Annotated in this window: 23 protein-coding genes; 15 read left to right on the top strand and 8 right to left on the bottom strand. The window is 60.3% G+C overall.

Annotated elements, in window-relative coordinates; translation table 11 throughout:
* Positions 1-190 precede the first annotated feature (190 nt).
* From uvrD to AC07VV_RS10910, 4 genes are all read left to right on the top strand, one after another.
* A complete protein-coding gene (gene uvrD, locus AC07VV_RS10895) occupies positions 191-2,374 on the top strand; it encodes a DNA helicase II (RefSeq protein ID WP_495036216.1) in 2,184 nt (727 codons plus the stop codon).
* Positions 2,375-2,462: 88 nt separating this feature from the next.
* Positions 2,463-2,903: an EamA family transporter gene (locus AC07VV_RS10900; protein WP_016984014.1), complete on the top strand. Its 441-nt coding sequence runs from the start codon at positions 2,463-2,465 to the stop codon at positions 2,901-2,903.
* 175 nt (positions 2,904-3,078) lie between these two features.
* The gene (locus AC07VV_RS10905) at positions 3,079-3,954 is read left to right on the top strand and encodes a Tim44 domain-containing protein (RefSeq protein ID WP_096817109.1); all 876 of its coding nucleotides are present in this window, start codon (positions 3,079-3,081) and stop codon (positions 3,952-3,954) included.
* 138 nt (positions 3,955-4,092) lie between these two features.
* Positions 4,093-4,500, top strand: coding sequence for an SMI1/KNR4 family protein (locus AC07VV_RS10910; protein WP_007995855.1), 408 nt, complete (start codon positions 4,093-4,095; stop codon positions 4,498-4,500).
* Between the two features lie 21 nt (positions 4,501-4,521).
* Here the strand turns inward: AC07VV_RS10910 and AC07VV_RS10915 are convergent, their stop codons facing one another.
* Positions 4,522-6,285 carry a cation:proton antiporter gene (locus AC07VV_RS10915; protein WP_495036217.1) on the bottom strand — a complete coding sequence of 588 codons (1,764 nt, stop codon included), beginning with the start codon at positions 6,283-6,285 and terminating at the stop codon, positions 4,522-4,524.
* A 283-nt stretch (positions 6,286-6,568) separates the two neighbouring features.
* Between AC07VV_RS10915 and AC07VV_RS10920 the strand changes: the two genes are divergently transcribed.
* On the top strand, positions 6,569-7,051 hold the full coding sequence (locus AC07VV_RS10920) for an acyl-CoA thioesterase (RefSeq protein ID WP_003229693.1): 483 nt from the start codon (positions 6,569-6,571) through the stop codon (positions 7,049-7,051).
* A gap of 43 nt (positions 7,052-7,094) precedes the next feature.
* On the opposite strand, the gene pdxY is transcribed toward AC07VV_RS10920, so the two are convergent.
* The gene (gene pdxY, locus AC07VV_RS10925) at positions 7,095-7,967 is read right to left on the bottom strand and encodes a pyridoxal kinase PdxY (protein WP_085708787.1); all 873 of its coding nucleotides are present in this window, start codon (positions 7,965-7,967) and stop codon (positions 7,095-7,097) included.
* 117 nt (positions 7,968-8,084) lie between these two features.
* On the opposite strand from pdxY, the gene AC07VV_RS10930 reads away from it, so the two are divergent.
* On the top strand, positions 8,085-8,498 hold the full coding sequence (locus tag AC07VV_RS10930; protein ID WP_495036218.1) for a DUF3301 domain-containing protein: 414 nt from the start codon (positions 8,085-8,087) through the stop codon (positions 8,496-8,498).
* Position 8,499: 1 nt separating this feature from the next.
* Here AC07VV_RS10930 and AC07VV_RS10935 read toward each other — a convergent pair whose 3' ends face one another.
* Positions 8,500-9,471, bottom strand: coding sequence for a CobW family GTP-binding protein (locus AC07VV_RS10935; RefSeq protein ID WP_495036219.1), 972 nt, complete (start codon positions 9,469-9,471; stop codon positions 8,500-8,502).
* A 25-nt stretch (positions 9,472-9,496) separates the two neighbouring features.
* On the opposite strand from AC07VV_RS10935, the gene AC07VV_RS10940 reads away from it, so the two are divergent.
* Entirely contained in the window at positions 9,497-9,853 is a 357-nt protein-coding gene (locus tag AC07VV_RS10940) for an NADH:ubiquinone oxidoreductase (RefSeq protein WP_102620641.1), read from the top strand.
* Positions 9,854-9,857: 4 nt separating this feature from the next.
* Here the strand turns inward: AC07VV_RS10940 and AC07VV_RS10945 are convergent, their stop codons facing one another.
* Both AC07VV_RS10945 and zigA read right to left on the bottom strand, forming a co-directional pair.
* A complete protein-coding gene (locus tag AC07VV_RS10945) occupies positions 9,858-10,508 on the bottom strand; it encodes a DUF1826 domain-containing protein (protein ID WP_495036220.1) in 651 nt (216 codons plus the stop codon).
* Positions 10,508-11,713 (bottom strand): zinc metallochaperone GTPase ZigA, encoded by a 1,206-nt coding sequence (gene zigA / locus AC07VV_RS10950; protein WP_495036221.1) that lies wholly within the window; start codon positions 11,711-11,713, stop codon positions 10,508-10,510. Before zigA ends, AC07VV_RS10945 begins: the two co-directional genes overlap by 1 nt.
* Before the next feature lie 224 nt (positions 11,714-11,937).
* On the opposite strand from zigA, the gene AC07VV_RS10955 reads away from it, so the two are divergent.
* Positions 11,938-12,312 (top strand): glutamine synthetase, encoded by a 375-nt coding sequence (locus AC07VV_RS10955; protein WP_096817097.1) that lies wholly within the window; start codon positions 11,938-11,940, stop codon positions 12,310-12,312.
* Here AC07VV_RS10955 and AC07VV_RS10960 read toward each other — a convergent pair.
* Entirely contained in the window at positions 12,309-13,508 is a 1,200-nt protein-coding gene (locus AC07VV_RS10960; RefSeq protein WP_495036222.1) for an N-acetylmuramoyl-L-alanine amidase, read from the bottom strand. The two genes, AC07VV_RS10955 and AC07VV_RS10960, sit on opposite strands and share 4 nt — an antisense overlap.
* Positions 13,509-13,592: 84 nt before the next feature.
* Here AC07VV_RS10960 and folE2 point away from each other — a divergent pair, with 84 nt between their 5' ends.
* From folE2 to AC07VV_RS10990, 6 genes are read left to right on the top strand one after another with little or no spacing between them, the layout of a single operon-like run.
* Complete coding sequence (gene folE2, locus AC07VV_RS10965; RefSeq protein WP_495036223.1) at positions 13,593-14,489, top strand: GTP cyclohydrolase FolE2; 897 nt, start codon at positions 13,593-13,595, stop codon at positions 14,487-14,489.
* Complete coding sequence (locus AC07VV_RS10970; RefSeq protein WP_495036224.1) at positions 14,486-15,154, top strand: metal ABC transporter ATP-binding protein; 669 nt, start codon at positions 14,486-14,488, stop codon at positions 15,152-15,154. Before folE2 ends, AC07VV_RS10970 begins: the two co-directional genes overlap by 4 nt.
* Positions 15,154-16,020 (top strand): metal ABC transporter permease, encoded by an 867-nt coding sequence (locus AC07VV_RS10975; protein ID WP_495036225.1) that lies wholly within the window; start codon positions 15,154-15,156, stop codon positions 16,018-16,020. Before AC07VV_RS10970 ends, AC07VV_RS10975 begins: the two co-directional genes overlap by 1 nt.
* An 11-nt stretch (positions 16,021-16,031) precedes the next feature.
* Positions 16,032-16,907, top strand: coding sequence for a metal ABC transporter substrate-binding protein (locus tag AC07VV_RS10980; RefSeq protein WP_495036226.1), 876 nt, complete (start codon positions 16,032-16,034; stop codon positions 16,905-16,907).
* Positions 16,904-17,464: a gamma carbonic anhydrase family protein gene (locus AC07VV_RS10985; protein WP_085731299.1), complete on the top strand. Its 561-nt coding sequence runs from the start codon at positions 16,904-16,906 to the stop codon at positions 17,462-17,464. Before AC07VV_RS10980 ends, AC07VV_RS10985 begins: the two co-directional genes overlap by 4 nt.
* A 4-nt stretch (positions 17,465-17,468) precedes the next feature.
* On the top strand, positions 17,469-18,806 hold the full coding sequence (locus AC07VV_RS10990) for a dihydroorotase (RefSeq protein ID WP_495036227.1): 1,338 nt from the start codon (positions 17,469-17,471) through the stop codon (positions 18,804-18,806).
* A 40-nt stretch (positions 18,807-18,846) separates the two neighbouring features.
* On the opposite strand, the gene AC07VV_RS10995 is transcribed toward AC07VV_RS10990, so the two are convergent.
* Entirely contained in the window at positions 18,847-19,365 is a 519-nt protein-coding gene (locus AC07VV_RS10995; RefSeq protein ID WP_096817084.1) for a DUF3617 domain-containing protein, read from the bottom strand.
* Between the two features lie 146 nt (positions 19,366-19,511).
* On the opposite strand from AC07VV_RS10995, the gene cls reads away from it, so the two are divergent.
* Positions 19,512-20,951 carry a cardiolipin synthase gene (cls, locus tag AC07VV_RS11000; protein WP_495036228.1) on the top strand — a complete coding sequence of 480 codons (1,440 nt, stop codon included), beginning with the start codon at positions 19,512-19,514 and terminating at the stop codon, positions 20,949-20,951.
* Position 20,952: 1 nt separating this feature from the next.
* Here the strand turns inward: cls and cfaB are convergent, their stop codons facing one another.
* Positions 20,953-22,140 (bottom strand): C17 cyclopropane fatty acid synthase CfaB, encoded by a 1,188-nt coding sequence (gene cfaB, locus AC07VV_RS11005; RefSeq protein WP_495036229.1) that lies wholly within the window; start codon positions 22,138-22,140, stop codon positions 20,953-20,955.
* Between the last annotated feature and the right edge of the window lie 75 nt (positions 22,141-22,215).

Consider the following 22,215-nt stretch of genomic DNA (forward strand, 5'->3'; position numbering starts at 1 on the left):
ACCACTTGCCAAACTGCTCCAGATCATAATTTCGCCGAAACTTTTCGACCTTCCGACACCCGCGAAAGCCCCGAAGCGAGGCGGGCCAACGCCTGTAGCCGGTGACCGACCGGTCGTCATTGGCAGCACTTTCATCGGCTAATGCAAAGCTCGGTTTGCCCGGGCCTGCGGCGCACCCTAGAATGCCCCGATGCGCGATGATCTCTCCCTTCTGCTGAACTCCCTCAACGATGCCCAACGCCAGGCCGTAGCGGCTCCCGTTGGTCGTCAATTGGTCCTGGCCGGTGCCGGCTCCGGCAAAACCCGAGTGCTGGTGCACCGTATCGCCTGGTTGATCCAGGTCGAAAACGCCTCGCCCCACTCGATCCTGTCGGTGACCTTCACCAACAAGGCCGCTGCCGAGATGCGTCACCGCATCGAGCAATTGCTGGGGATCAACCCGGCCGGCATGTGGGTCGGCACCTTCCACGGTCTGGCGCACCGCCTGCTGCGGGCGCACTGGCAGGAAGCCGGGCTGAGCCAGACCTTCCAGATCCTCGACAGTGATGACCAGCAACGCTTGGTCAAACGGGTGATCCGTGAGCTGGGGCTGGACGAACAGCGCTGGCCGGCCCGTCAGGCCCAGTGGTTCATCAACGGGCAGAAAGACGAAGGTCTGCGTCCGCAACACATTCAGGCCAGCGGTGATCTGTACCTGGCCACCATGCGCGGCATCTATGAAGCCTACGAGGCTGCCTGCCTGCGTGCCGGCGTCATCGATTTCTCCGAACTGTTGCTGCGCGCCCTCGACCTGTGGCGCGACCATCCGGGCCTGCTGGCGCATTACCAGAAGCGTTTCCGGCACATTCTGGTGGACGAGTTCCAGGACACCAACGCCGTGCAGTACGCCTGGTTGCGTCTGCTGGGCAAGGGCGGCGACAGCCTGATGGTGGTTGGCGACGACGACCAGTCGATCTACGGCTGGCGCGGCGCGAAAATCGAGAACATTCATCAGTACTCCTCCGACTTCCCGGACTCGGTGACCATCCGTCTGGAGCAGAACTACCGCTCCACCGCCGGCATCCTGAAAGCCGCCAACGCCTTGATCGCCAACAACACGGGGCGCCTGGGCAAAGAGCTGTGGACCGACGGCGGCGACGGCGAAGCGATCAACCTGTACGCCGCGTTCAACGAACACGATGAAGCACGCTACGTTGTCGAAACCATCGAAAGCGCGCTGAAAACCGGGCTGGCCCGCAGCGATATCGCGATTCTCTACCGCTCCAACGCCCAATCCCGCGTTCTGGAAGAAGCCTTGCTGCGCGAACGCATTCCGTACCGCATCTATGGCGGCCAGCGCTTCTTCGAGCGGGCGGAAATCAAGAACGCCATGGCTTACCTGCGTTTGCTGGAAGGTCGCGGCAACGATGCGGCGCTGGAACGGGTGATCAACGTCCCGGCCCGCGGCATCGGTGAGAAAACCGTCGAAGCCATTCGCGAGCATGCCCGTCACAGCGATGTGTCGATGTGGGAAGCCATGCGCCAGCTGGTGGCCAATAAAGGCCTGACCGGTCGTGCGGCCGGCGCCCTCGGCGCGTTTATCGAGCTGATCGAGAACCTCGCCGCCAAGTGCGCCGAGATGCCGTTGCACCTGATGACTCAGACTGTCATCGAGCAATCCGGGCTGATCGCTTACCACGAAGCGGAAAAAGGCGAGAAAGGCCAGGCCCGGGTGGAAAACCTTGAGGAACTGGTCAGCGCCGCGCGCAACTTCGAGAACACCGAAGAAGACGAAGACCTGACGCCACTGGCGGCATTCCTCGGCCACGCTTCGCTGGAGGCCGGCGACACCCAGGCCGACGAGCACGAAGACAGCATTCAGTTGATGACCCTGCACAGCGCCAAGGGCCTGGAATTCCCTTACGTGTTCCTGGTGGGCATGGAAGAAGGCCTGTTCCCGCACAAGATGAGCCTGGAAGAGCCGGGACGTCTTGAAGAAGAACGGCGCCTGGCCTACGTCGGCATCACCCGGGCGATGCAGAACCTGGTGATGACCTACGCTGAAACCCGACGCCTGTACGGCAGCGAAACCTACAACAAGGTGTCGCGCTTCGTACGGGAAGTACCGAAAGGCCTGATTCAGGAAGTGCGCTTGTCGAACAGCGTCAGCCGACCGTTCGGCGGCAACCAGTCGATGAGCGGCAGCAACCTGTTCAGCGGCGCCGAGATCCCGGACACCGGTCTCAGCCTCGGTCAGGCCGTACGTCACTCGATCTTTGGCGACGGCGTAATCCTCAACTTCGAGGGCGCCGGCGCCCAGGCGCGGGTTCAGGTGAACTTCAGCGAAGGCAGCAAGTGGCTGATGTTGGGTTACGCGAAGCTGGAAGCGATCTAAAGTTGCTCATCGTTCCCACGTCGAGGCGTCGCACCGTCTACGTGGGAACGATCAAACGGCAACGGTTCAATCCTGAAAGGTACGAGACATGGGCTCTGGCTTCTTTTCCTCCTGGACATTCTGGGCCCTGCTCTCGGCCACCTTCGCCGCACTGACGGCGATCTTCGCCAAGGTCGGCATCGAAAACGTCAACTCCGACTTCGCCACCCTCCTGCGCACCATCGTGGTACTCGTCAGTCTGGCCTTGATTTTGTACGCCACGGGCCAATATCAGTCCTTGGGATCGATCTCTGCCAAAAGCTATCTGTTCCTGCTGCTGTCGGGCCTGGGTACCGGGGCTTCGTGGCTGTGCTACTTCCGGGCATTGAAAGTCGGACCGGCCTCGCTGGTCGCCCCGGTGGACAAGCTCAGCGTGGTGCTCGTGGCGGTACTCGGTGTGATCCTGCTGGGCGAGAAACTCGACCTGCGCCAATGGGGCGGCATTGGCCTGATCACGGCTGGTGTGGTGATGTTGGCGTTTCGACGCTGATCAATTTCCCACTGAACCTACCTCCTTTTCCTACAGACAAAAGTACATGGCCTTATTGCCTCGACCGAGCTGAACGTAACCTGTCAGGCAAAAGCCCGAAACACTCTCTCGCTAGCCAGTGACATTTCAGCTGTGCAACATGGCGCGCGTGTCTCCACAAACGGGAATTCCCTTTATGAAACGTTTTCTTAGCATCGCCATGGCGTTGTGCATCGGCCTGACGATGAGCCTCGACGCCAACGCCAAGCGCTTTGGTGGTGGCAAAAGCGCCGGCGCTGCGCCGACGCACCAGACCAGCCAGATGGCTCCTTCTTCTCCAAGCGTCGGCGGCGCGGCAGCGACCGCGGGCGCTGCCGGTGCCGCTGGCGCCGCCGCCAAGGCCGGTGGCGCTTCCAAATGGCTCGGCCCTCTGGCCGGTATCGCCGCCGGTGGCTTGCTCGCTTCCATGTTCATGGGCGGCGGCTTCCAGGGCATGCAGATCTTCGACATCCTGATCATGGCCGTGATCGCGTTCGTGATCTTCCGCTTCATCGCCGCTCGTCGCCGCAAACAGCAGGAGCAGTTCGCTCCGGCCGGCGCGCCAATGCAGCGTGAAGTGTTCGAGCAGAAGCCGGCTGCCATGGGTTCGATCTTCGGTGGTTCGGCCGCTCCGGCTGCCGCCCGCCCGGTGATCAACGCGCCGGCCTGGTTCAACGAGCAGCGCTTCCTCGAAGCCGCCCGCAGCCACTTCCAGGCGTTGCAGCAGCACTGGGACGCCAACGAAATGGACAAGATCGCCGAGTTCGTGACCCCGCAAATGCTCGACTTCCTCAAGCGTGAGCGCGCGGATCTGGGTGATGGCTTCCAGTCCACCTACATCGACAACCTTCAGGTACAACTGGATGGCGTGGATGATCGTGCGGACAAGACCATTGCGACACTGACCTTCACCGGCGTGTCGAAAACCTCGCGTTTCGACCAGGGCGAAGTGTTCAACGAAAGCTGGAACATGGAACGTCCGCAAGGCGACAACCAGCCTTGGCTGGTCGCCGGTATCCGCCAGAACGGCTGATCACCTCCGACGTTTTACCCGCAGCAATAAAAACCCCGGCCTCGGCCGGGGTTTTCTATTTCGCGGTTGCATCTATAGCGAGCTACTGTATAAACCGCCCCATATAAACCGCGCCATTCAAGCAAGAGGATCCCGGACGTGGAAGAAATCATCGAACAACTGCGCGAAGCCAACGAACCCGTACCGGTTCCCCTGGAGTTGCCCGACGAAGACCAACTGGTGGAAGTCGAAGAAGAACTCTTCATCAATATTCCGTTTGTCTTCAAAGAATTTCTGCTGACCGTCAGCGATGTGGTTTACGGCAGCCTGGAGCCGGTGACCGTCACCGACCCGCAGTCCCACACCTACCTCCCGGATGTGGCCGCCAACGCCTGGGACGCCGGTGTGCCGCGCGATCTGATCCCGATCTGCCAGGACGGCGACAACTACTACTGCGTCGAAGAAGACGGCACCGTGGTGCTGTGGTCCGGCGAAGAAGAGCTGATCACCGAAGAGTCCTGGGAATCGGTCTGGCACTGGGCACGGGACGTCTGGCTGGAAAGCTGATCCCCCAGCCGCCCCGTTGGATCAATGCCCCGACGATTCCTTGTGGTTGTCGAGGGTTTCCAGCAGGGCCACCTGCATCCGCGTGTGTACCCGGATGAACCAGCGCCAGAGTAGTGCCGCCACGGCGGCCGCGACCACGGCGACCAGCACCAGCAGCTTGTTGGTCGGCAAGATACTGGCCGACAAGGCTGCCAGCAGCAGGAAAATCACCAGCAGCGAGAGGATCGGGATCACTTCGGCGATCACCCGACGCACTCGCTGTGTGTGACGCCCGGCCATCTCGGGCTTCACGCCCATCTCCGCCAGCAGCATCGACAGCGCCTTGAGCTTGCGATAGGCCGCAATCAGGAACGGCAGCGAGAGCAGCAATGCACAACCCCAGATCAACGCCTTCTGCCAGCTCGGGTCGCTGATCCAGTCCTCCAGCCATGTCGAGAGGCGCCCGGCAAAGAAGGCGCCGGAAAAGAAGATCGCAATCACCAACGCCAGATTGACCCCGACCTGCAACAGAATCCGCCGGATCATCGACGCCAGCATCGCGCCCTCGCCCTGCGGCTGGATACTGCGCAGCCATTCGCCATACATCCCGAACACCCGCCCCAGACGCTGCGGCATCGCAGCAGACAGCTTGATCGACAGCGGATCAGCCGCGCGGATCAGGTACGGCGTCAGCAACGTAGTGATGACCGAGACCGCCACCGCAACGGGGTAAAGAAAGTTACTGGTGACCTGCAGCGTCATGCCCAGCGCGGCGATGATGAAGGAGAATTCGCCAATCTGCGAAAGACCCATCCCGACCCGCAGTGAGGTGCGTCCGTCATTGCCGGCGATAAAGGCACCGAGGCCGCAGGACAACATTTTGCCCAGCACCACGGCTACGGTGATCACCGCAATCGGCCACGCGTATTGCAGAAGAATCATCGGATCGAGCATCAGGCCGATGGCGACAAAGAAGATCGCGCTGAACAGGTCGCGAACCGGTTCGATCAGGCGTTCGATCTTCAGCAATTGCCGCGACTCGGCCATGATCGCGCCGATCAGGAATGCGCCGAGCACCATGCTGTATTCAAGCTTGACCACCAGCAGGCAGAAGCCGAAGCACAGCCCGAGCACGGTAATCAGCAGCATCTCGTTGCTTTCGAACTTCGCGACATAGGCCAGCAAACGCGGGACCAGAAGAATACCGATGACCAGCGCGACGATCATGAATAGCGAGAGTTTGCCGACCGTGGAAAATACTTCGCCGGAACTCACCGTGCCGCTGACCGCAATACTCGACAGCAAGGCAATGATGCCGATACCGAGAATGTCCTCGACGATCAGCACACCGAAGATCAACTGGGCGAAGCGCTCGTTCTTCATCTTCAGGTCGTTGAGTGCCTTGACGATGATGGTGGTCGAGGAAATCGCCAGGATCGCGCCCAGGAAGAGCGAATCCATGGTGTTCCAGTCGAACCAGCGGCCGATTTCGTAGCCGATCCAGATCATCAGGATGATTTCCAGGAACGCCGCGATAAACGCCGTGGCACCCACCTTGAACAGCTTGCGCAGGCTGAACTCCAGACCCAGGCAGAACATCAGGAAGATCACCCCCAGCTCGGCGAGAGTCTTGATGGTTTCTTCGTCGTGGATCAGGCCGAACGGCGGGGTGTGCGGGCCGATGATGAAGCCGGCGACGATATAGCCGAGCACTACCGGCTGTTTGAAACGGTGGAACAGTACGGTCACCACGCCTGCGACCAGCATGATCACTGCCAGATCCTGAATAAAGCTGATGGCATGCATGGCGTGGGCTCCTTGAATGACGATGCTCGCGGCAGGCGTCTGAAAACGTCTGGGCGAGCTGAATAAAAATCCGCTTTAGGTGTAGGAATCGCCCTTGGGGTGGGCTTTTGCAGGGTAACACCGCGACTTCCGGCTGAAAGGCGGTGCAATATATGGAAACAGATCGATCCGGGCGTGACGGCGGCCAGTTGCCCGGCGTCCCGATAACGGTGGTTTTGAAAAGCGACCAGGCACCCGCAGAGGTGCTTCTTCCAGCAACCCTGCCTTGACCCGTGAGAACGTTATGGAACCCGGAAACGCCCAGCTGTCGATGACGGTACTGATGACCCCCGACATGGCCAACTTCTCTGGCAATGTCCACGGTGGCACCCTGCTCAAATACCTCGACGAAGTGGCCTACGCCTGCGCGAGCCGCTACGCCGGCCGCTACGTGGTGACCCTGTCGGTGGATCAGGTGATTTTCCGCGAGCCGATCCATGTCGGCGAACTGGTGACCTTCCTGGCGTCGGTCAACTACACCGGCAACACCTCGATGGAAGTCGGCATCAAAGTGGTGACCGAGAACATTCGCGAGCGCTCGGTGCGCCACACCAACAGCTGCTTCTTCACCATGGTTGCGGTGGACGATCAGCGCAAACCGGCCGCCGTACCGCCGCTGCAACCGCAGAACAGCGAAGACAAACGTCGCTACATGCAGGCCCAGCAGCGCCGGCAGATTCGCCAGGAGCTGGAAAAGCGCTATCAGGAAATCAAGGGCGACGCCTGAGTGACAGAGCGCTCGCGGGCCATGCCTGCGAGCGCTGCAATGATCAGAGGCTGATCGCTGTCGCCTCGAACTTCACCCGCGGATGAGCGATCCGGTCCTGCGCCCGCACCAGTTGCAGCTCATAGCTGGCGCAGGCCTGGGTTTCCAGCAGCACTTCATGCACCGCCGCTGCGGTGAATTCAAACGCCGCCACCAGGCTGTCGCCGAGCAGCACCCGCGCCAGGAACAGGCCGGACGTCAGATCGCCCACACCGACCGGCTGACGCGGAAACGCGAGCAGCGGACGTCGCAGATGCCAACTGCCCTCGGCCGTCACCAGCAGCATCTCGAAGCCATCCGCCGGTTTCCCCGGGTAATCCAGATGCTTGACCAGCACCGCTTTCGGCCCTCGCGCCAACAGCGCGCGCGCCATCGCCAGGCAATCGAACAGCGACTGCGGCTTGCGCCCGGAGAAGCTGTCCAGCTCGAGCTGGTTCGGGCACATGAAGTCCGCCACCGCTGCGGCTTCGTCGAGCAGGAAGTCGCTGACTTCGGCCGGCACGCTGCAACCTTTCTCCGGATGGCCCATCACCGGGTCGCACAGGTACAGGGCTTTGGGATTGACCGCTTTGATCCGCTCGATACCACTGAGAATCGCCCGGCCCTGCGCCGCACTGCCCAGATAACCGGACAGCACTGCGTCGCAATTGCCCAATTCACCGATGGCGGCGATACCTTCAACCAGTTCGGGGATCCGCTGCGGTGCCAGCACCTCCCCGGCCCACTGGCCGTACTGGGTGTGGTTGGAAAACTGCACGGTGTTGAGCGGCCAGACATTGACCCCGACCCGCTGCATCGGAAAAACCGCAGCGCTGTTGCCGGCGTGGCCGAACACCACATGGGACTGGATGGCGAGCAGATGAGGCGTACGTTTCATTCGGGTTTTTCCGTAAAACGATTGAAATTCAAGCCGCGCAGTATGCGACGAAACGGAGCCTGTACGACAGACCGGCGACGCAGTTAAGCTGATGCCAACTTTTGGAGTTTCTTGTTGATGCTGACCCTGGAAAACATTTTCGTGCTGATGCTGTTCGCCGTTGCCGGCGCGTGGCTGTGGCACAACCACGGCCTGCGTGAGCGGGCGCTGGAACGGGTCAAGCAGCATTGCGTGAATGTCGGCGTCGAACTGCTCGACGGCAACGTGGCGCTGAAGAAGATCGGATTCATCAAAGATGCCAGCGGGCGTCGGCGTCTGGCCCGGGTCTACAACTTCGAATTCACCGTGACCGGCGAAACCCGTCACAACGGCACCATTACTCAGTTCGGCCCCCACAGTGCGCAGATCGAACTGGCGCCCTACCCGGCACCGTTCGACGACACCCCACCCGTGGTGGAAGTGGCCAGGCCGACCGCACAAGTGATCGAGCTGAGCCAGTGGCGCCAGGAACACACCAAGTGGAAGCCTTGACTCAGGCCGCTTGAATCCGACAACCGGCCAATCCAGCCTGCAACTCATCGATCGCCTGCGGCTGGTCGAAAATCAGCTCGATCCGAGAGTCCTTGCGCCACTCGCTGGGCTGCCAGTCCAGTTTGGCGTTATCCAGGGCATTAGCTGATTTCCAGCCATCCTGGCTGTGGATAACCAATTTCGCCCGGAGCCAGTGCAGGGATTCCAGCCACTGAGTGATGCGAATCACGTCAAACGTCTGGCTTGGGTGCCAGCGCCAGCCGATGCTCCAGCCGCCCTCCTGCGCCTGACTCAGGCAAATCGGCAAAGCCGGATCGCTCCAGACGGCCGGCATCTGCCCCAGCCCCTTGGGCACGATCAACTTATCCACACCGGCTTGCGCTTGAGCCGCCACTCCTGGCAATTCGCTCAGGGGGAACGTCGCCTGCTGCGTCCAGATCAACCTGACGGACGGCAACTGGCGGGCGATCAGCTCACGCTCGGATTCATCGAGGCTTTCTGCCTTGTTCAACACCAGCAGGCCGGCATTCGGGATCGCCTCCTGTTGAGCCGGCGGCAGTGTTTTGCCCGCCGCCAGTGCCTGGGCGTCCAGCACCAGAACGCAGGGCTGAACGGCGAGAACGCCTTGCCATGGGGCCTCGCTCAGTTGTTGCAGCAACTGCGCCGGATGCCCCAGACCGGAGGGCTCGATGAACAGGCGATCCGGCTGAGACTTGCGCAATAAACGGCCCAGCCCGATCTGAAACGGCGCACCGTTCACGCAACACAAACAGCCTCCGGCCACTTCGCCCAGTGCGATACCATCGGCGTCCCGGGTCAACAGCGCAGCGTCGAGGCCGATCTGGCCGAACTCGTTGATCAGTACCGCCCAGCGCTCACCGGCCGGTCGCTGCGCCATGAGCTGGCGGATCAGGCTGGTCTTGCCGGTGCCCAAGGGACCTGCGATGACGTGGGTGGGAATGTTCTGCAACATGATCAAGGTTTTCTGGAGGTCGGGAATGCGGTGGATGGGATGGTCGTTGCTGTTGGCGTTGGTGTCGGGCGAAGCGCTGGCCCAGGCCTGTGTGGTGCACAGCCAGGCGGAACGCCTCGACGTGAAGGTCTGCCAGCAGAACCGCAACATCCCGGAGAAACTGTTCAATGACGGCTTCTGCAAACCCACTCTGGCGGGGCAGACAGTCGACGTGCAGTACGTCGATCAGTGCCCTACCGGGGCTTTTGGCGTGTGCAGCAACGCGCAAGTCGCCAATATGCCTTATCGCCAGGATATCCACTATTACGGCGTGCCCACCGATGCGGCCTATTTGAAGCCGTACTGTGAAAGCCAGAGCCAGGGCAACTGGCTCAAGCCTTGAGGCATCAGCCCAGCCAGTCGAGGGTCAGCATCAGACGCCGTTCACCCGAAGCCGGTTGCGGAGAACGATGGATCAGGCCGAAACCTTCGTTGCCGTGCCACTTTTCTCCTTTGAGCAGCGCCACTTCGCCGCTGACCAGTTGCTGAATCCGCGATTTTTCCTGCGGTTCGGCGAGTGGTTTTCCCAGTTGCCGGCGATCCATTTCCCCTTCCTTCAGCCACTCGCTGCCAATACCGGCGTAGGTGGTAATCAGCCGGACGGGCACATGATCGACGTGAAAACGCGGGCACATCGCCTTGTCCAGCACACGCAAGCGCAGGCCGATCCGCCGTGCCCCGAGCAGGCAGGCGAAGGCGCCGACCAGCCATTTCAGGTCGGCGATAAAACCTTCGTAGCCTTCCAGATCACGGAATCCACTGGCCAGGCCAGTGAGGTCCGGTTCGGTATCTTCGTCGTGTAATTCAAGGCTCAGCGCTTCGGCGTAGGGCTCATCCAATGACAGCAACAATCTCGCGAAATCGGCGACATGCAGCGGAAGCTGCCGCTGCCAGACGGCAAGGTTGATTTCATCTTCCAGGATGCTCGTCAGCGCTTGTGGGGTCGGGCCGAGGACTTGCTGACGCGTTCTGTTTTGCAACGGTTTGAGGGCAAGCATCACGCGGCCTCGTCATGCCAGGGGCCGAACGGATCGGCCAGCAATCGCCAGCCTTCGACACCGAGCGCCATCTCGGCATCGGTGAGCAGGCAGTCGTCCAGGGCTGACTTGAGTTGTGCGAAATCGATGTTCTGGCCGATAAACACCAGCTCCTGACGACAGTCTCCTACGCTGGCGGTCCAGTTCTCCATGATCGCAGCGGTGCTTTCCTGATCCTGTGGCCACTGATTCTTCGGCACGAAACGCCACCAGCGCCCGGCGAAACCGTGGCGCATCAAACCGCCCGCCTGCGACCAGCTACCGGCATCCGTGGGTTTGCTCGCGAGCCAGAAGAAACCTTTGGAGCGCAGCAGCTTGCCGTTCAGCCAGGGCCGATCGATGAAGTCGAAAAAACGCTGAGGGTGAAAGGGTCGGCGCGCGCGGTAAGCCGTGGACGCGATGCCGTATTCCTCGGTTTCCGGCACATGCTCGCCACGCAATTCCTGTAGCCAGCCCGGGGCGGTTGCGGCCCTGTCGAAGTCGAAGCGGTGGGTGTTGAGGATCTTCTCCAGCGGCACTTCACCCATCACCATCGGGATGATTTCGGCGTTAGCGTTGAGCCGCTTGAGGATCGCCATCAGCTCTTCCCGTTCGTTGCTGCTGATCAGATCGATCTTGCTGATCAACAGAACGTCGGCGAACTCGATCTGTTCGATCAACAGATCGGTGATCGAACGCTCATCTTCTTCTCCAAGAATTTCGCCACGGGAAGCCAGGCTTTCAGCGGCCTGGAAGTCAGGCAGGAAATTCAGGCCGTCGACTACAGTGACCATGGTGTCGAGGCGAGCGATGTCAGCGAGGCTTTGGCCCTGCTCGTCTCGGAAGGTGAAGGTCTCGGCTATCGGCAATGGCTCGGAAATGCCGGTGGATTCGATCAGCAGGTAATCGAATCGGCCTTCACGGGCCAGTTTGGCGACCTCCTCCAGAAGGTCTTCGCGTAACGTACAGCAGATACAGCCGTTGCTCATCTCAACGAGTTTTTCTTCTGCGCGGTTCAGGTCGACATCACGCTGAACTTCGCTGCCATCAATATTGATTTCGCTCATATCATTGACGATCACCGCCACACGCAGATCGTCTCTGTTACGTAGTACGTAATTCAAAAGTGTACTTTTTCCGGCGCCGAGAAAGCCGGATAAAACGGTCACGGGAAGCGGGGAAGACATGGGGTAAACCTCATCAAACGGTAGCTAAACGCAGGAAACGCTCTCGGCGGCAGGCGTTCTTGGGCTTCGACGAGACCGTCAGAGAAGCAGACGCTTGAAAACAGGAGCCACGGAAAGCCCGATTGAATTTATGTTATAGTATAACAATATTAAAGATCCACTTTCTTCTTGCCGGAAATGACAAAGGGCTGGAAGCTGGAAACACTTCGCTCCCGGGCTACCTCATGAAAACTGCGCTGAAATGCTCACTCCTCGGTCTCGCCTTGCTGGCCTTCGACGTATGGGCACAAGTCCCGGGGCTCGCTACCTGCACGCGCAGCGCTAACCTGCTGGCGTGTGTCGATGCCAATGGCAACGCCTATAGCGTCAACACCGCCGGCAAGACGATTTATTTGCGGGGTTTCGAGAAGATTGGCCAACGTTACTGGGCGCAAACCAACAGCATTTACGGGCAACTGACGTTCTTCACCGGGATCGCTTCCGACGGCGAAGCCTGGGTCGGCTACAACCGCCGGGTGGGCTGGACGACGATCAACCGCTTCTCCAGCTCCGGCGGAAGCACCGGGAAGTTCACCTGCAGCCGACTCACAGGCTGCTAGACACGCGCTTGTTGCTGCTCCTGCTGCCAGGCGATATAGCTGTCGGTCGGTGGGTTTTTCTGGAAATAGCGCTGCAACCCTTCAAACAATCCATCAGCCACCGCTTGCTGATGGCGTGCCGTGACCAGCCGCTGACTGTCCCGCGCGTTAGAAATGAACCCGGTTTCCACCAGAATCGACGGCACATCGGGTGACTTCAGCACCGCAAATCCTGCTTGTTCCACACGCTTTTGATGCAGCGTGGTGATGCCCGCCAGACTCCCCAGCACCGTGCTGCCCAGCTGCAAACTGGCGGCGATGGTGGCGTTCATCGACATATCGAGGATGACCCCGGCGAGCATCGGGTCCTTGTCCTTCAGATTCAGCAGGCTGGTTGCACCGAGCAGATCTGCGCCGTTTTCCCGCTGCGCCATGAAGCGCGCAGTGGCCGACGTCGCGCCACCTTCAGACAAGCAATACACAGATGCGCCAGAAGCGGTCAGGCGCGGCGCGGCATCCGCATGCACCGAAATGAACATGTCGGCCTTGTGCTGACGGGCAATATCAACGCGCTTGCGTAGCGGCACAAAGAAGTCGTCGTTGCGTACAAGCTTCACATCGAAGCCTTTTTCCCGCTTCAACCGTCGTGCCAGCAGCTGTGAAATCGAGAGCACAACGTCCTTTTCTCGCTCGCCTTTTGCACCGACTGCACCAGGATCTTTGCCGCCATGACCAGGGTCGACCACGACAATAATGTCTCGTTTTGGATGATTGGTTTTTCCGGGTGTTTCACGTGGAACGCTCGGCACTGCCACTTTTGAATCGCTCAAAAGATCCAGAACCAGGCGATGCCCCTGCCCATCCTGAGGTGCCAGCAGGAAGGTATTGAGCTGCACCGGACCACTCAAATCCAGGACGATTCGGGTATCGCCCTTACCAAAGTGCCCGGAGCGGATGCTGCGAATAACCGTTTCGCTGAGCGCCAATTGGCTGAAGTCGCCACTCAAACTGGCACCACTCAAGTCGATGATCAGACGATCCGGCGCACTCAGCGTGAACGTCTTGTAGCTCACTGGCCCGCTCAAATCGAAGACCAACCGAAGCTTGTCATCCGAACGCCAGAGGCGTGCATTGCGAATTTGTGTGGCGCTGACACTGAAAGGAAAAGCCAAAGCAGCGCTGGCCAACATCAGGTTAAGCAAATGGCGTCTGTGCATATGAAAGCCCGTTCATGAAAAAGGCATCGTGATTTGAATTGTTATAATGTAACATCAAATTCAATCAACACGATGGTACTGAACATGAATGCGCTGACGCTGCCGGATATCGCCGCGCAAGCCGCCCGCCAAGCTTTGCCGCTTGATTGGGTGGGGATGCGTGGCATCGCTCTACCTGTCTTTATCGAGGGCCAACGCCTGGCAGCAAAAGCCGATGCGGGTGTCAGCCTCGATGACGGCGAAGCCCGTGGCATTCACATGTCACGGTTGTATCTGGCGCTGGAAAGGCTGGAACAACAGAACCTCACTCCCGCACTTCTGCACCAGGTTTTGCAGCATTTTCTCGACAGCCATGAAGGTTTGGCCACCAACGCCTATCTGAATATCCATACGGATTTGCTGCTCAGAAGGCCCGCATTGGTCAGCCCATTGGCAGGATGGAAAACCTATCCGGTGACCATTGCAGCCACTCTGAAAAACACAGTGTTCCACGTGGAACTGAAAATCGAGGTGGCTTACTCCTCGACTTGCCCCTGCTCTGCCGCTCTGGCGAGGCAATTGATCCAGCAGCGATTCGTCGACGATTTCGCCAACAAGCCGTTGCAACATGCCGAGGTTCTGGCCTGGTTGGGCTCGACTCAGGGGATCGTCGCAACGCCCCACAGCCAACGCAGCACGGCACAACTGCATCTGCACCTGGATGAATTCGTCGATGGTTTGCCGCTGACCTCGACCATCAACGACGCCGAAGCAGCTCTCGGCACCGCCGTGCAAACCGCCGTTAAACGCGCCGACGAACAAGCCTTCGCCCTCGCCAATGGCCAGAACCTGATGTTCTGCGAAGACGCCGCTCGCCGCCTGAATCTGGCGCTGCGTCGCTCACCCGGCATCCGCGAATTCCACCTATGCGTGATTCACGCCGAAAGCCTCCACGCCCACGATGCAGTCGCTGAAAGTCACTGGCGCCGGGAGACCGAATGATTCGCTTCCAGTCCGTTAGTTGGGGATCACCCGGCCAACCCCTCACTCCACCGCTGAGCCTTCAATTGGAACGCGGCAGCCTGACCGCCATCATCGGCGTCAACGGCAGTGGTAAAAGCAGCCTGCTCAAAGTCATCGCCGGACTGCAGAGACCTTTGGCCGGCGCCGTCGCATTAGGTGTTCCCCGCCAAAGTGGTTTGTCATTCCTCCTCCAACAGCAGCACCTGGATCGACAATTCCCGATCAGCCTTCAGGAACTGGTTGCCGCTGGTTTCTGGGGACGTCGACTGTCAACGCAATTGCGAGCACAACGCCTCACCCAGGCACTTGAAGATTGGCACTTGAGTGGTCTGGAACAGCGCCCATTGATGGCCCTCTCCGGCGGTGAACTGCAACGCGCCCTGCTCGCTCGATTGAGTCTCGCCGACACGCCTTTGCTGCTGCTCGACGAACCCCATGCCGCTCTCGATGAACTGGGTCAGGCATTGCTCTGGCAACACCTGCACACCTGGCATGAGCAAGGCCGGACACTGGTCATGGTGGGCCACGACCTCGCCGCCGTCCGCCAACACATTCCACAAACGCTGCTGATCAAACACAGCGGCTGCGTGTTCGGTCCCAGTGTCGAACTGATCCAGCAAACACCCAACGTGCAGGTGGCCTGATGCACGCCGCCGCGCATTTCTGGCAACCGTTCCTTGAGTTCGTGTTCATGCGCCGGGCACTGCTCGGCGGTTTGCTGCTGGCGTGCAGCACTGCGCCATTGGGCGTGTTCCTGATCCTGCGACGCATGAGCCTGATCGGCGACGCCGTCGCCCACGGCATCCTTCCCGGTGCCGCGCTCGGCTTCTGGTTTGCCGGACTGAGTCTTCCCGCGCTGACCCTCGGTGGCCTCGGCGCCGGTCTGAGCATGGCCGGACTCGCCGCATGGATCACCCGCCGAACCGGCCTGCGCGAGGACGCCAGTCTCGCCGCGATTTACCCGATCTCTCTGGCCAGTGGCGTGCTGATTCTGGGCATCGCCGGCAAACGGCTCGACCTGCTGCACTTGCTGTTCGGCTCGGCACTGGCCGTCGACGGACCGACCCTCAACGGCATGTTGGGCGTTTCGCTGCTGAGTCTGATGGCCATGGCGCTGATCTACCGCCCGCTTCTGCTCGACACCCTCGATCCACTGTTTCTGCGCACCGTCAGCCGACTCGGCCCGATTGCCCACGGTGTGTTCCTGACGCTGGTGGTGCTCAACCTGGTCATCGGTTTCCAGGCCATCGGCGCGCTGATGGTGGTCGGACTGATGATGCTGCCCGCCGCCGCTTCTCGTTTCTGGAGCCGACGCCTGCCGATCCTGATCGCCATCGCCGCCGTGATCGGCTGCCTGTCGGTGTGGCTCGGTCTGTTGCTGTCGTTCTACTACTCGCTGCCCAGCGGTCCGGCCATCGTGCTGGTCGCGGGCATGGGTTACCTGTTGTCCGTGGTGCTCGGGCCGGTTCACGGCCTGCTGCGCCGCCCGCCCTTGCTCACATCCCAATGAGGTGTTTCCCGATGCGCGCTCTACTTGTGTTGTTCAGCCTGATGCTGTCGATGTCATTGTCGGCGGCGGAGAAACTGCCGGTGGTCACCAGTTTCAGCATCCTTGCCGACATGGTGCATCAGGTCGGCGGCGAGCATATCCAGATCACCAACATGGTCGGTCCCGACGCCGACGCCCACACCTACGAACCGACGCCCGACGATGCCAAGGCACTTCTGAAAGCGAAACTGATCGTGAAAAACGGACTGGGCTTCGAGCCATGGCTGGACCGACTGGTGACCAGCACTGACACCAAAGCCACCGTCATCAGTGCCAGCCATGGCGTGATCCCCCGCTCTCTGGATGAAGACGGAGAAACCGTTCCCGACCCTCACGCCTGGCACAACCTGGCCAATACCGAGCTGTATGTCGCCAACATCACCAAGGCACTGATCGCCGCCGACCCGGCGAACAGAGCCGACTACGAACGCAACAGCAAGGCTTACCTGAAACAAATCTACGCCCTCCTCGCCGAAGCCAAGGCCAAGCTCGGTTCGCTGCCGCCGGGCAATCGCAAGATCGTTACCAGCCACGACGCCTTCGGTTATCTCGGCCAAGCCTACGGGATCGACTTCATGGCGCCGCAAGGTCTGTCCACCGAGCGCGAACCTTCCGCTGCCGAAGTCGCTGCACTGATCACCCAGATCCGTCAGGCCAAGGTCAAAGCGGTGTTCATGGAAAACATCAAGGACGCCCGCCTGCTCAAACAGATTGCCGATGAAAGCGGCGCACACATCGGCGGCACGCTGTACTCCGACGCCCTCGCCGCGTCGGGTCCGGCCAGCACGTTCACCGGACTCTTCGAATACAACCTCAACACCCTTTACGACGCCCTGAGCCAACCATGATCCGCAAAAATCCTTCCGGCGATCTGCCGCAAATTGCCGAGTCTGCCTACGTCGATAAAACCGCGATCATCTGCGGCAAAGTGGTGATCGGCGAAAACGTGTTCGTCGGCCCCTATGCGGTCATTCGCGCCGATGAAGTGGACGCCTCGGGCGAGATGGAGCCGATCACCATCGGCGCCAATTCGAACATCCAGGATGGCGTGGTGATTCACTCCAAATCCGGCGCGGCGGTGACCATCGGTGAGTTCAGCTCCATCGCCCACCGCTCGATCGTGCATGGGCCATGCAAGGTCGGCGACCGAGTGTTCATCGGTTTCAACAGCGTGCTGTTCAACTGCGTGGTCGGCAACGGTTGCGTGGTGCGGCACAACTCGGTGGTCGATGGCCGGGATCTGCCGGATGCGTTTTACGTGCCCTCCACCACCCGCATCGGGCCGGGCACCGACCTCTCACAATTCCCGCCGGTGAGCGTCAGCGCTTCGGAGTTTTCCGAAGACGTGGCGCGCACCAATGTCGATCTGGTGCGCGGCTACAAAGCCCTGCAGAACGAGTTCTGATCCCATGAACAGTGTGCTGATTCGCAATGCGCGGCTGGTGAATGAAGGGCGTGAGTTCGACGCCGATCTGCTGGTCAGCCACGGTCGCATCGTCAAGATCGGCCGCAGCATCGAAGGTGAAAACGCCACGCTGGAAATCGACGCCAACGGCCAATGGCTGCTGCCGGGAATGATCGACGATCAGGTGCATTTCCGTGAACCGGGCTCGCCAACCAAAGGCAGCATCTACACCGAATCCCGCGCAGCCGTGGCCGGTGGCATCACCAGTTTCATGGACATGCCCAACACCAACCCGGCCACCCTCACCCTCGAAGCGCTGGCCGACAAAAAGCGTCGAGCGGCGATAAACTCGGTGGCCAACTACGGCTTTCACTTCGGCGTCAGTCACGACAACCTGGACACCGTCGCGGCGCTCAATCCAAGCGAAGTGGCCGGGGTCAAAGTGTTCATGGGGGCGTCGACCGGCAACATGCTGGTTGATGACCCCAAAACGCTGGAGCGATTGTTCGCCGAGGTGCCGACGATCCTGCTGGCCCATTGCGAACACACGCCGAGCATCGAGGCCAACACCGCCAGATTGCGCGAGCAGTTCGGCGAACATCTCCCTCCCGACGCCCATGCGCTGATCCGCAATGCCGACGTCTGTTATCGCTCCTCTTCGCTGGCGGTGGATCTCGCCAAACGCCATGGCACTCGCCTGCACGTGCTGCACCTGACCACCGCCCGCGAGCTGCAACTGTTCGAGGACAAACCTCTGGTGCATAAACGCATCACGGCGGAGGTTTGCCTGCATCATCTGCTGTTCGATGATCGCGACTATCCGGACTTCGGCAACCAGATCAAATGCAACCCGGCGATCAAAAGCCAGGCGGATCGCGATGCCCTGCGTCTGGCCTTGTTGAGCAATCGACTGGACGTGATCGGCAGCGATCACGCCCCGCATACCTGGGCGGAGAAACAGCTGTCGTATGCCCAGGCACCGTCCGGCCTGCCTCTGGTGCAACATGCGTTGCCGGCGTTGTTGGAACTGGTAGCGGATGGCGTGCTGCCGATCACCACGCTGGTGGCAAAGACCAGCCACCGGGTGGCCGACCTGTTTGCCATTCCGGATCGCGGTTATTTGAGGGAAGGTTATTGGGCGGATCTGGTATTGATTCAGCCAGAGCCCGAGGGTGTCGCGGTATCACGACAACCGATCCTGTCACAGTGCGGATGGACGCCGTTTGCTCGTCGAAGCTTTCGCCATCGGGTGAGTACGACGCTGGTGTCGGGACAGGTTGCGTGGCACGACAATCGGCTGCACGACGGGTGTCAGGGATTGCCGTTGCGGTTCATGCGCTAAAAAAGACCGCCCCCACACTGTTGTGGGGGCGGTTCGATTTTCAGGCTCTTGGTTTGACGGTGCCGCAATCCTGGCCCAACCACACGGCGCGGGTTTCCAGACTGCCCTTCTGGTTGATCCCGATGGCATTGAACGTGCCGTTGGCGATGGTGGTGAACTCACGATCGCTGACGAACGTCGCCACACCGGTGCCCGAGGCTCGCGGGCAACTGAAACGGAATTTCCATTGGTTGCCGTTGCGCTCAGTGATCTGCTGTTTGCAGCCCGACTGCGGGTCTGCCAGCGGAATATCATTGGTCGCCACTTGCTGCGGTGTCAGGCAGGCACGGATGCCTTTGCCACCGATGTTGATCCCTTGCTTCTCCAGCGCCGCCCGCTGTTGCGGGGATATCTGGCCCTGAATCTGGCCGAGGATCGATTGCACGTCCATGGCCTGATCATCGACTTTCACATTGCTCGACGTCATTTCCCACAACCCCGGCTGCAGCATTTGCGCCTGAGCAACCAACGGCAAGGCCAACCCCAGACCCAGCGCCAAACCCAGCAGACGAACGTTCATTGAAAAACTCCTGATCAGTAGTGGCCGTTAGACGCCGGCCGCTTGTTTCGGTTCATGGCCTGCTTTCATGGCTAAAAAGAAAATAGCGACAACCGCAAAGGAACATGGTCTGTTAAGCATTGAATCTTCAGGAGCAAGGTTGCCCCATGGATTATTTTGGACCGCACATCTTCGGTTATCTGATCGCGCTGATACATAGCCTGGGCACGATTGCCGCCATCCATGCGGTGTTGACCGTCCGTACCGCGCAAGGCTCGATCGCCTGGGCGCTGTCGCTGATCTTCATTCCCTATCTCACCCTCATTCCTTATCTGGTGTTCGGTCGCAGCACCTTCGACGGTTATATCAAGGCCCGGCGTCAGGCCAACGAACAAATGCGTCAGGCCGTTTCCGAACTGAACTGGCGGCCCTGGGTAGAAGAAGCCCTGACCGCCCGCGCCTCGAACGCCTACGACTCCCTGCGGGCGATGCCGAAGCTGGGACGCATGCCGTGCCTGGCCAACAATGAAGTGCAATTGCTGATCAACGGCACCGCCACCTTCGAAGCGATTTTCCATGCAATCGACCAGGCACGGGAAGCCGTGCTGATTCAGTTTTTCATCATTCACGACGATCACCTCGGCCAGCGCCTGCGCGAACTGCTGCTGAAGAAATCCGCAGAAGGCGTCGCGATTCATCTGCTGTACGACCGCATCGGCAGCCACGCCCTGCCCCACAGTTACGTGCAGGCCCTGCGCGATGGCGGGGTTGAAGTCAAAGCATTCGCCACCCGCAGCGGCTGGCTCAATCGCTTCCAGGTAAATTTCCGCAACCACCGCAAGATCGTCGTGGTGGACGGAATGACCGGTTTTGTTGGCGGACACAACGTCGGCGACGAATACATGGGTGAAAAACCGCCACTGGCGCCATGGCGCGACACCCACGTTCAGGTGCGCGGCCCGGTGGTCGCGTGCATGCAGGAGTCATTTGCCGAAGACTGGTTCTGGGCCGCGCGTACGCTGCCTCCGCTGATCCTGCCAGACGTTTACCCTGAGGATGGCGTCCTCTGCCAACTACTGGCCAGCGGCCCGGCGGATGCCTACGAAACCTGTTCGCTGTTCTTCGTCGAAGCCATCCATGCCGCGACTGAACGCGTGTGGATCACCAGCCCCTACTTCATTCCTGACGAAGCGGTGTTCGCTGCATTGCGACTCGCAGTCCTGCGCGGTGTCGATGTGCGACTGCTGCTGCCCTCACGCCCCGATCACCGCATCGTTTACGCCGCATCGAGTCTTTACGCATTCGAAGCGGTACGCGCCGGGGTGCGGGTATTCCGCTACGAACCGGGTTTCCTGCATCAGAAAGTGGTGTTGGTCGACAGCGAAATCAGCGCCATCGGCAGCGCCAATCTGGACAACCGTTCGTTCCGGTTGAATTTCGAAGTGATGTTGCTGACGGTCGACAGCGAATTTGCCGGCCACGTGGAACAGATGCTCAACGAAGACTTCGCCCAGGCCTACGAAATCGCCAAGGAAGAAGGCCGGGAGATCCACCGCCTGCAACAACTCGGCATGCGGATCGCCCGGCTGATTTCACCGATTCTCTAGCTCAAGGGTTATAGATGTCGTCGCGGGTCCACGGCAGTTCATGGCTGCCATCGGGGTGGGCCTTCACCGCGAGAATCTGGTGCAGATTGATCCAGCCCCGGGCAAACGCGTAGGCGCAACCGGCCAGGTACAGGCGCCAGATACGCAGGGCCTGATCCGGCACCAGTTTGCCGGCCGCTTCGAGGTTGTCCTCCAGCCGTTCGCTCCAGTGGTCCAGCGTGCGCGCGTAATGCAGACGCAGGCTTTCGACATCGACGACCTCCAGACCGGCCTCGCTGATCTCGGCCGAGATCATCGCCAGGTGCGGCAACTCGCCGTTGGGGAACACGTATTTTTCGATGAAGTCCCCGGCACCGCGTCCCACCGGACGGCCATCGGTGTGCTTGGCGGTGATGCCGTGGTTCATCACCAGACCGCCCTCTTTCACCGCGCCGAACAGGGTTTTGCAGTACTCGGCCAGGTTGGCGTGACCCACGTGCTCAAACATGCCGACGCTCACCACTTTGTCGAAACGACCGTCCTGCGGCAGATCACGGTAATCGAGCAGTTGCAGTTCGATCTGGTCTTCCAGGCCTTCGGCTTTGACGCGCTCCCGAGCCAGCGCCAGTTGTTCCTTGCTCAGGGTGATACCGAAGACTTTGGCACCGAACTCACGGGCGGCGTAACGCGCCAGACCACCCCAACCGCAACCCACATCCAGCAAGTAGTCACCCGGTTGCAGGCGCAGCTTGCGACACAGGTGCCGGAACTTGGCCTGCTGGGCCTGCTCCAGGGTTTCGCTGCCAGTTTCGAAATAGGCGCAGGAATACGCCATGTCGCTGTCCAGCCACAGCTGATAGAACGCGTTGGACAGGTCGTAGTGGTAGGAAATGGCTTTGGCGTCGGTTTCCTTGTCGTGCACGGTTCGCACCGGCTGACTGTCTTCGTCCTCGTCGAGCAACGCGTTGCTCAACTCATCGCAGACCCGGATGACCTCGCTGATCGAGCCCTCGAGTTCGAGCTTGCCCTCGACGAACGCCGCCCCCAGCGCATCAAGACTTGGATGGGTAAACTGGGTCACCATCGACGGGTCCTTGACCACAATGGTGACGCTGGGCGCCGGGCCCAGATTGAATTCATGGCCGTCCCAGAGTCGCAGGCGAAGCGGTAGCTGCAGATTCTGTAAGGCCGGTGGAAGTTGCGCGAGCATGGAATATCCCCCTGGTTTCAGACGTCTGATCTGAGGGTAGACCATCCTTGAAAATTAGCAGGCTATCGATTCGAT

Source organism: Pseudomonas sp. GW821-FHT02C04, assembly GCF_059421845.1.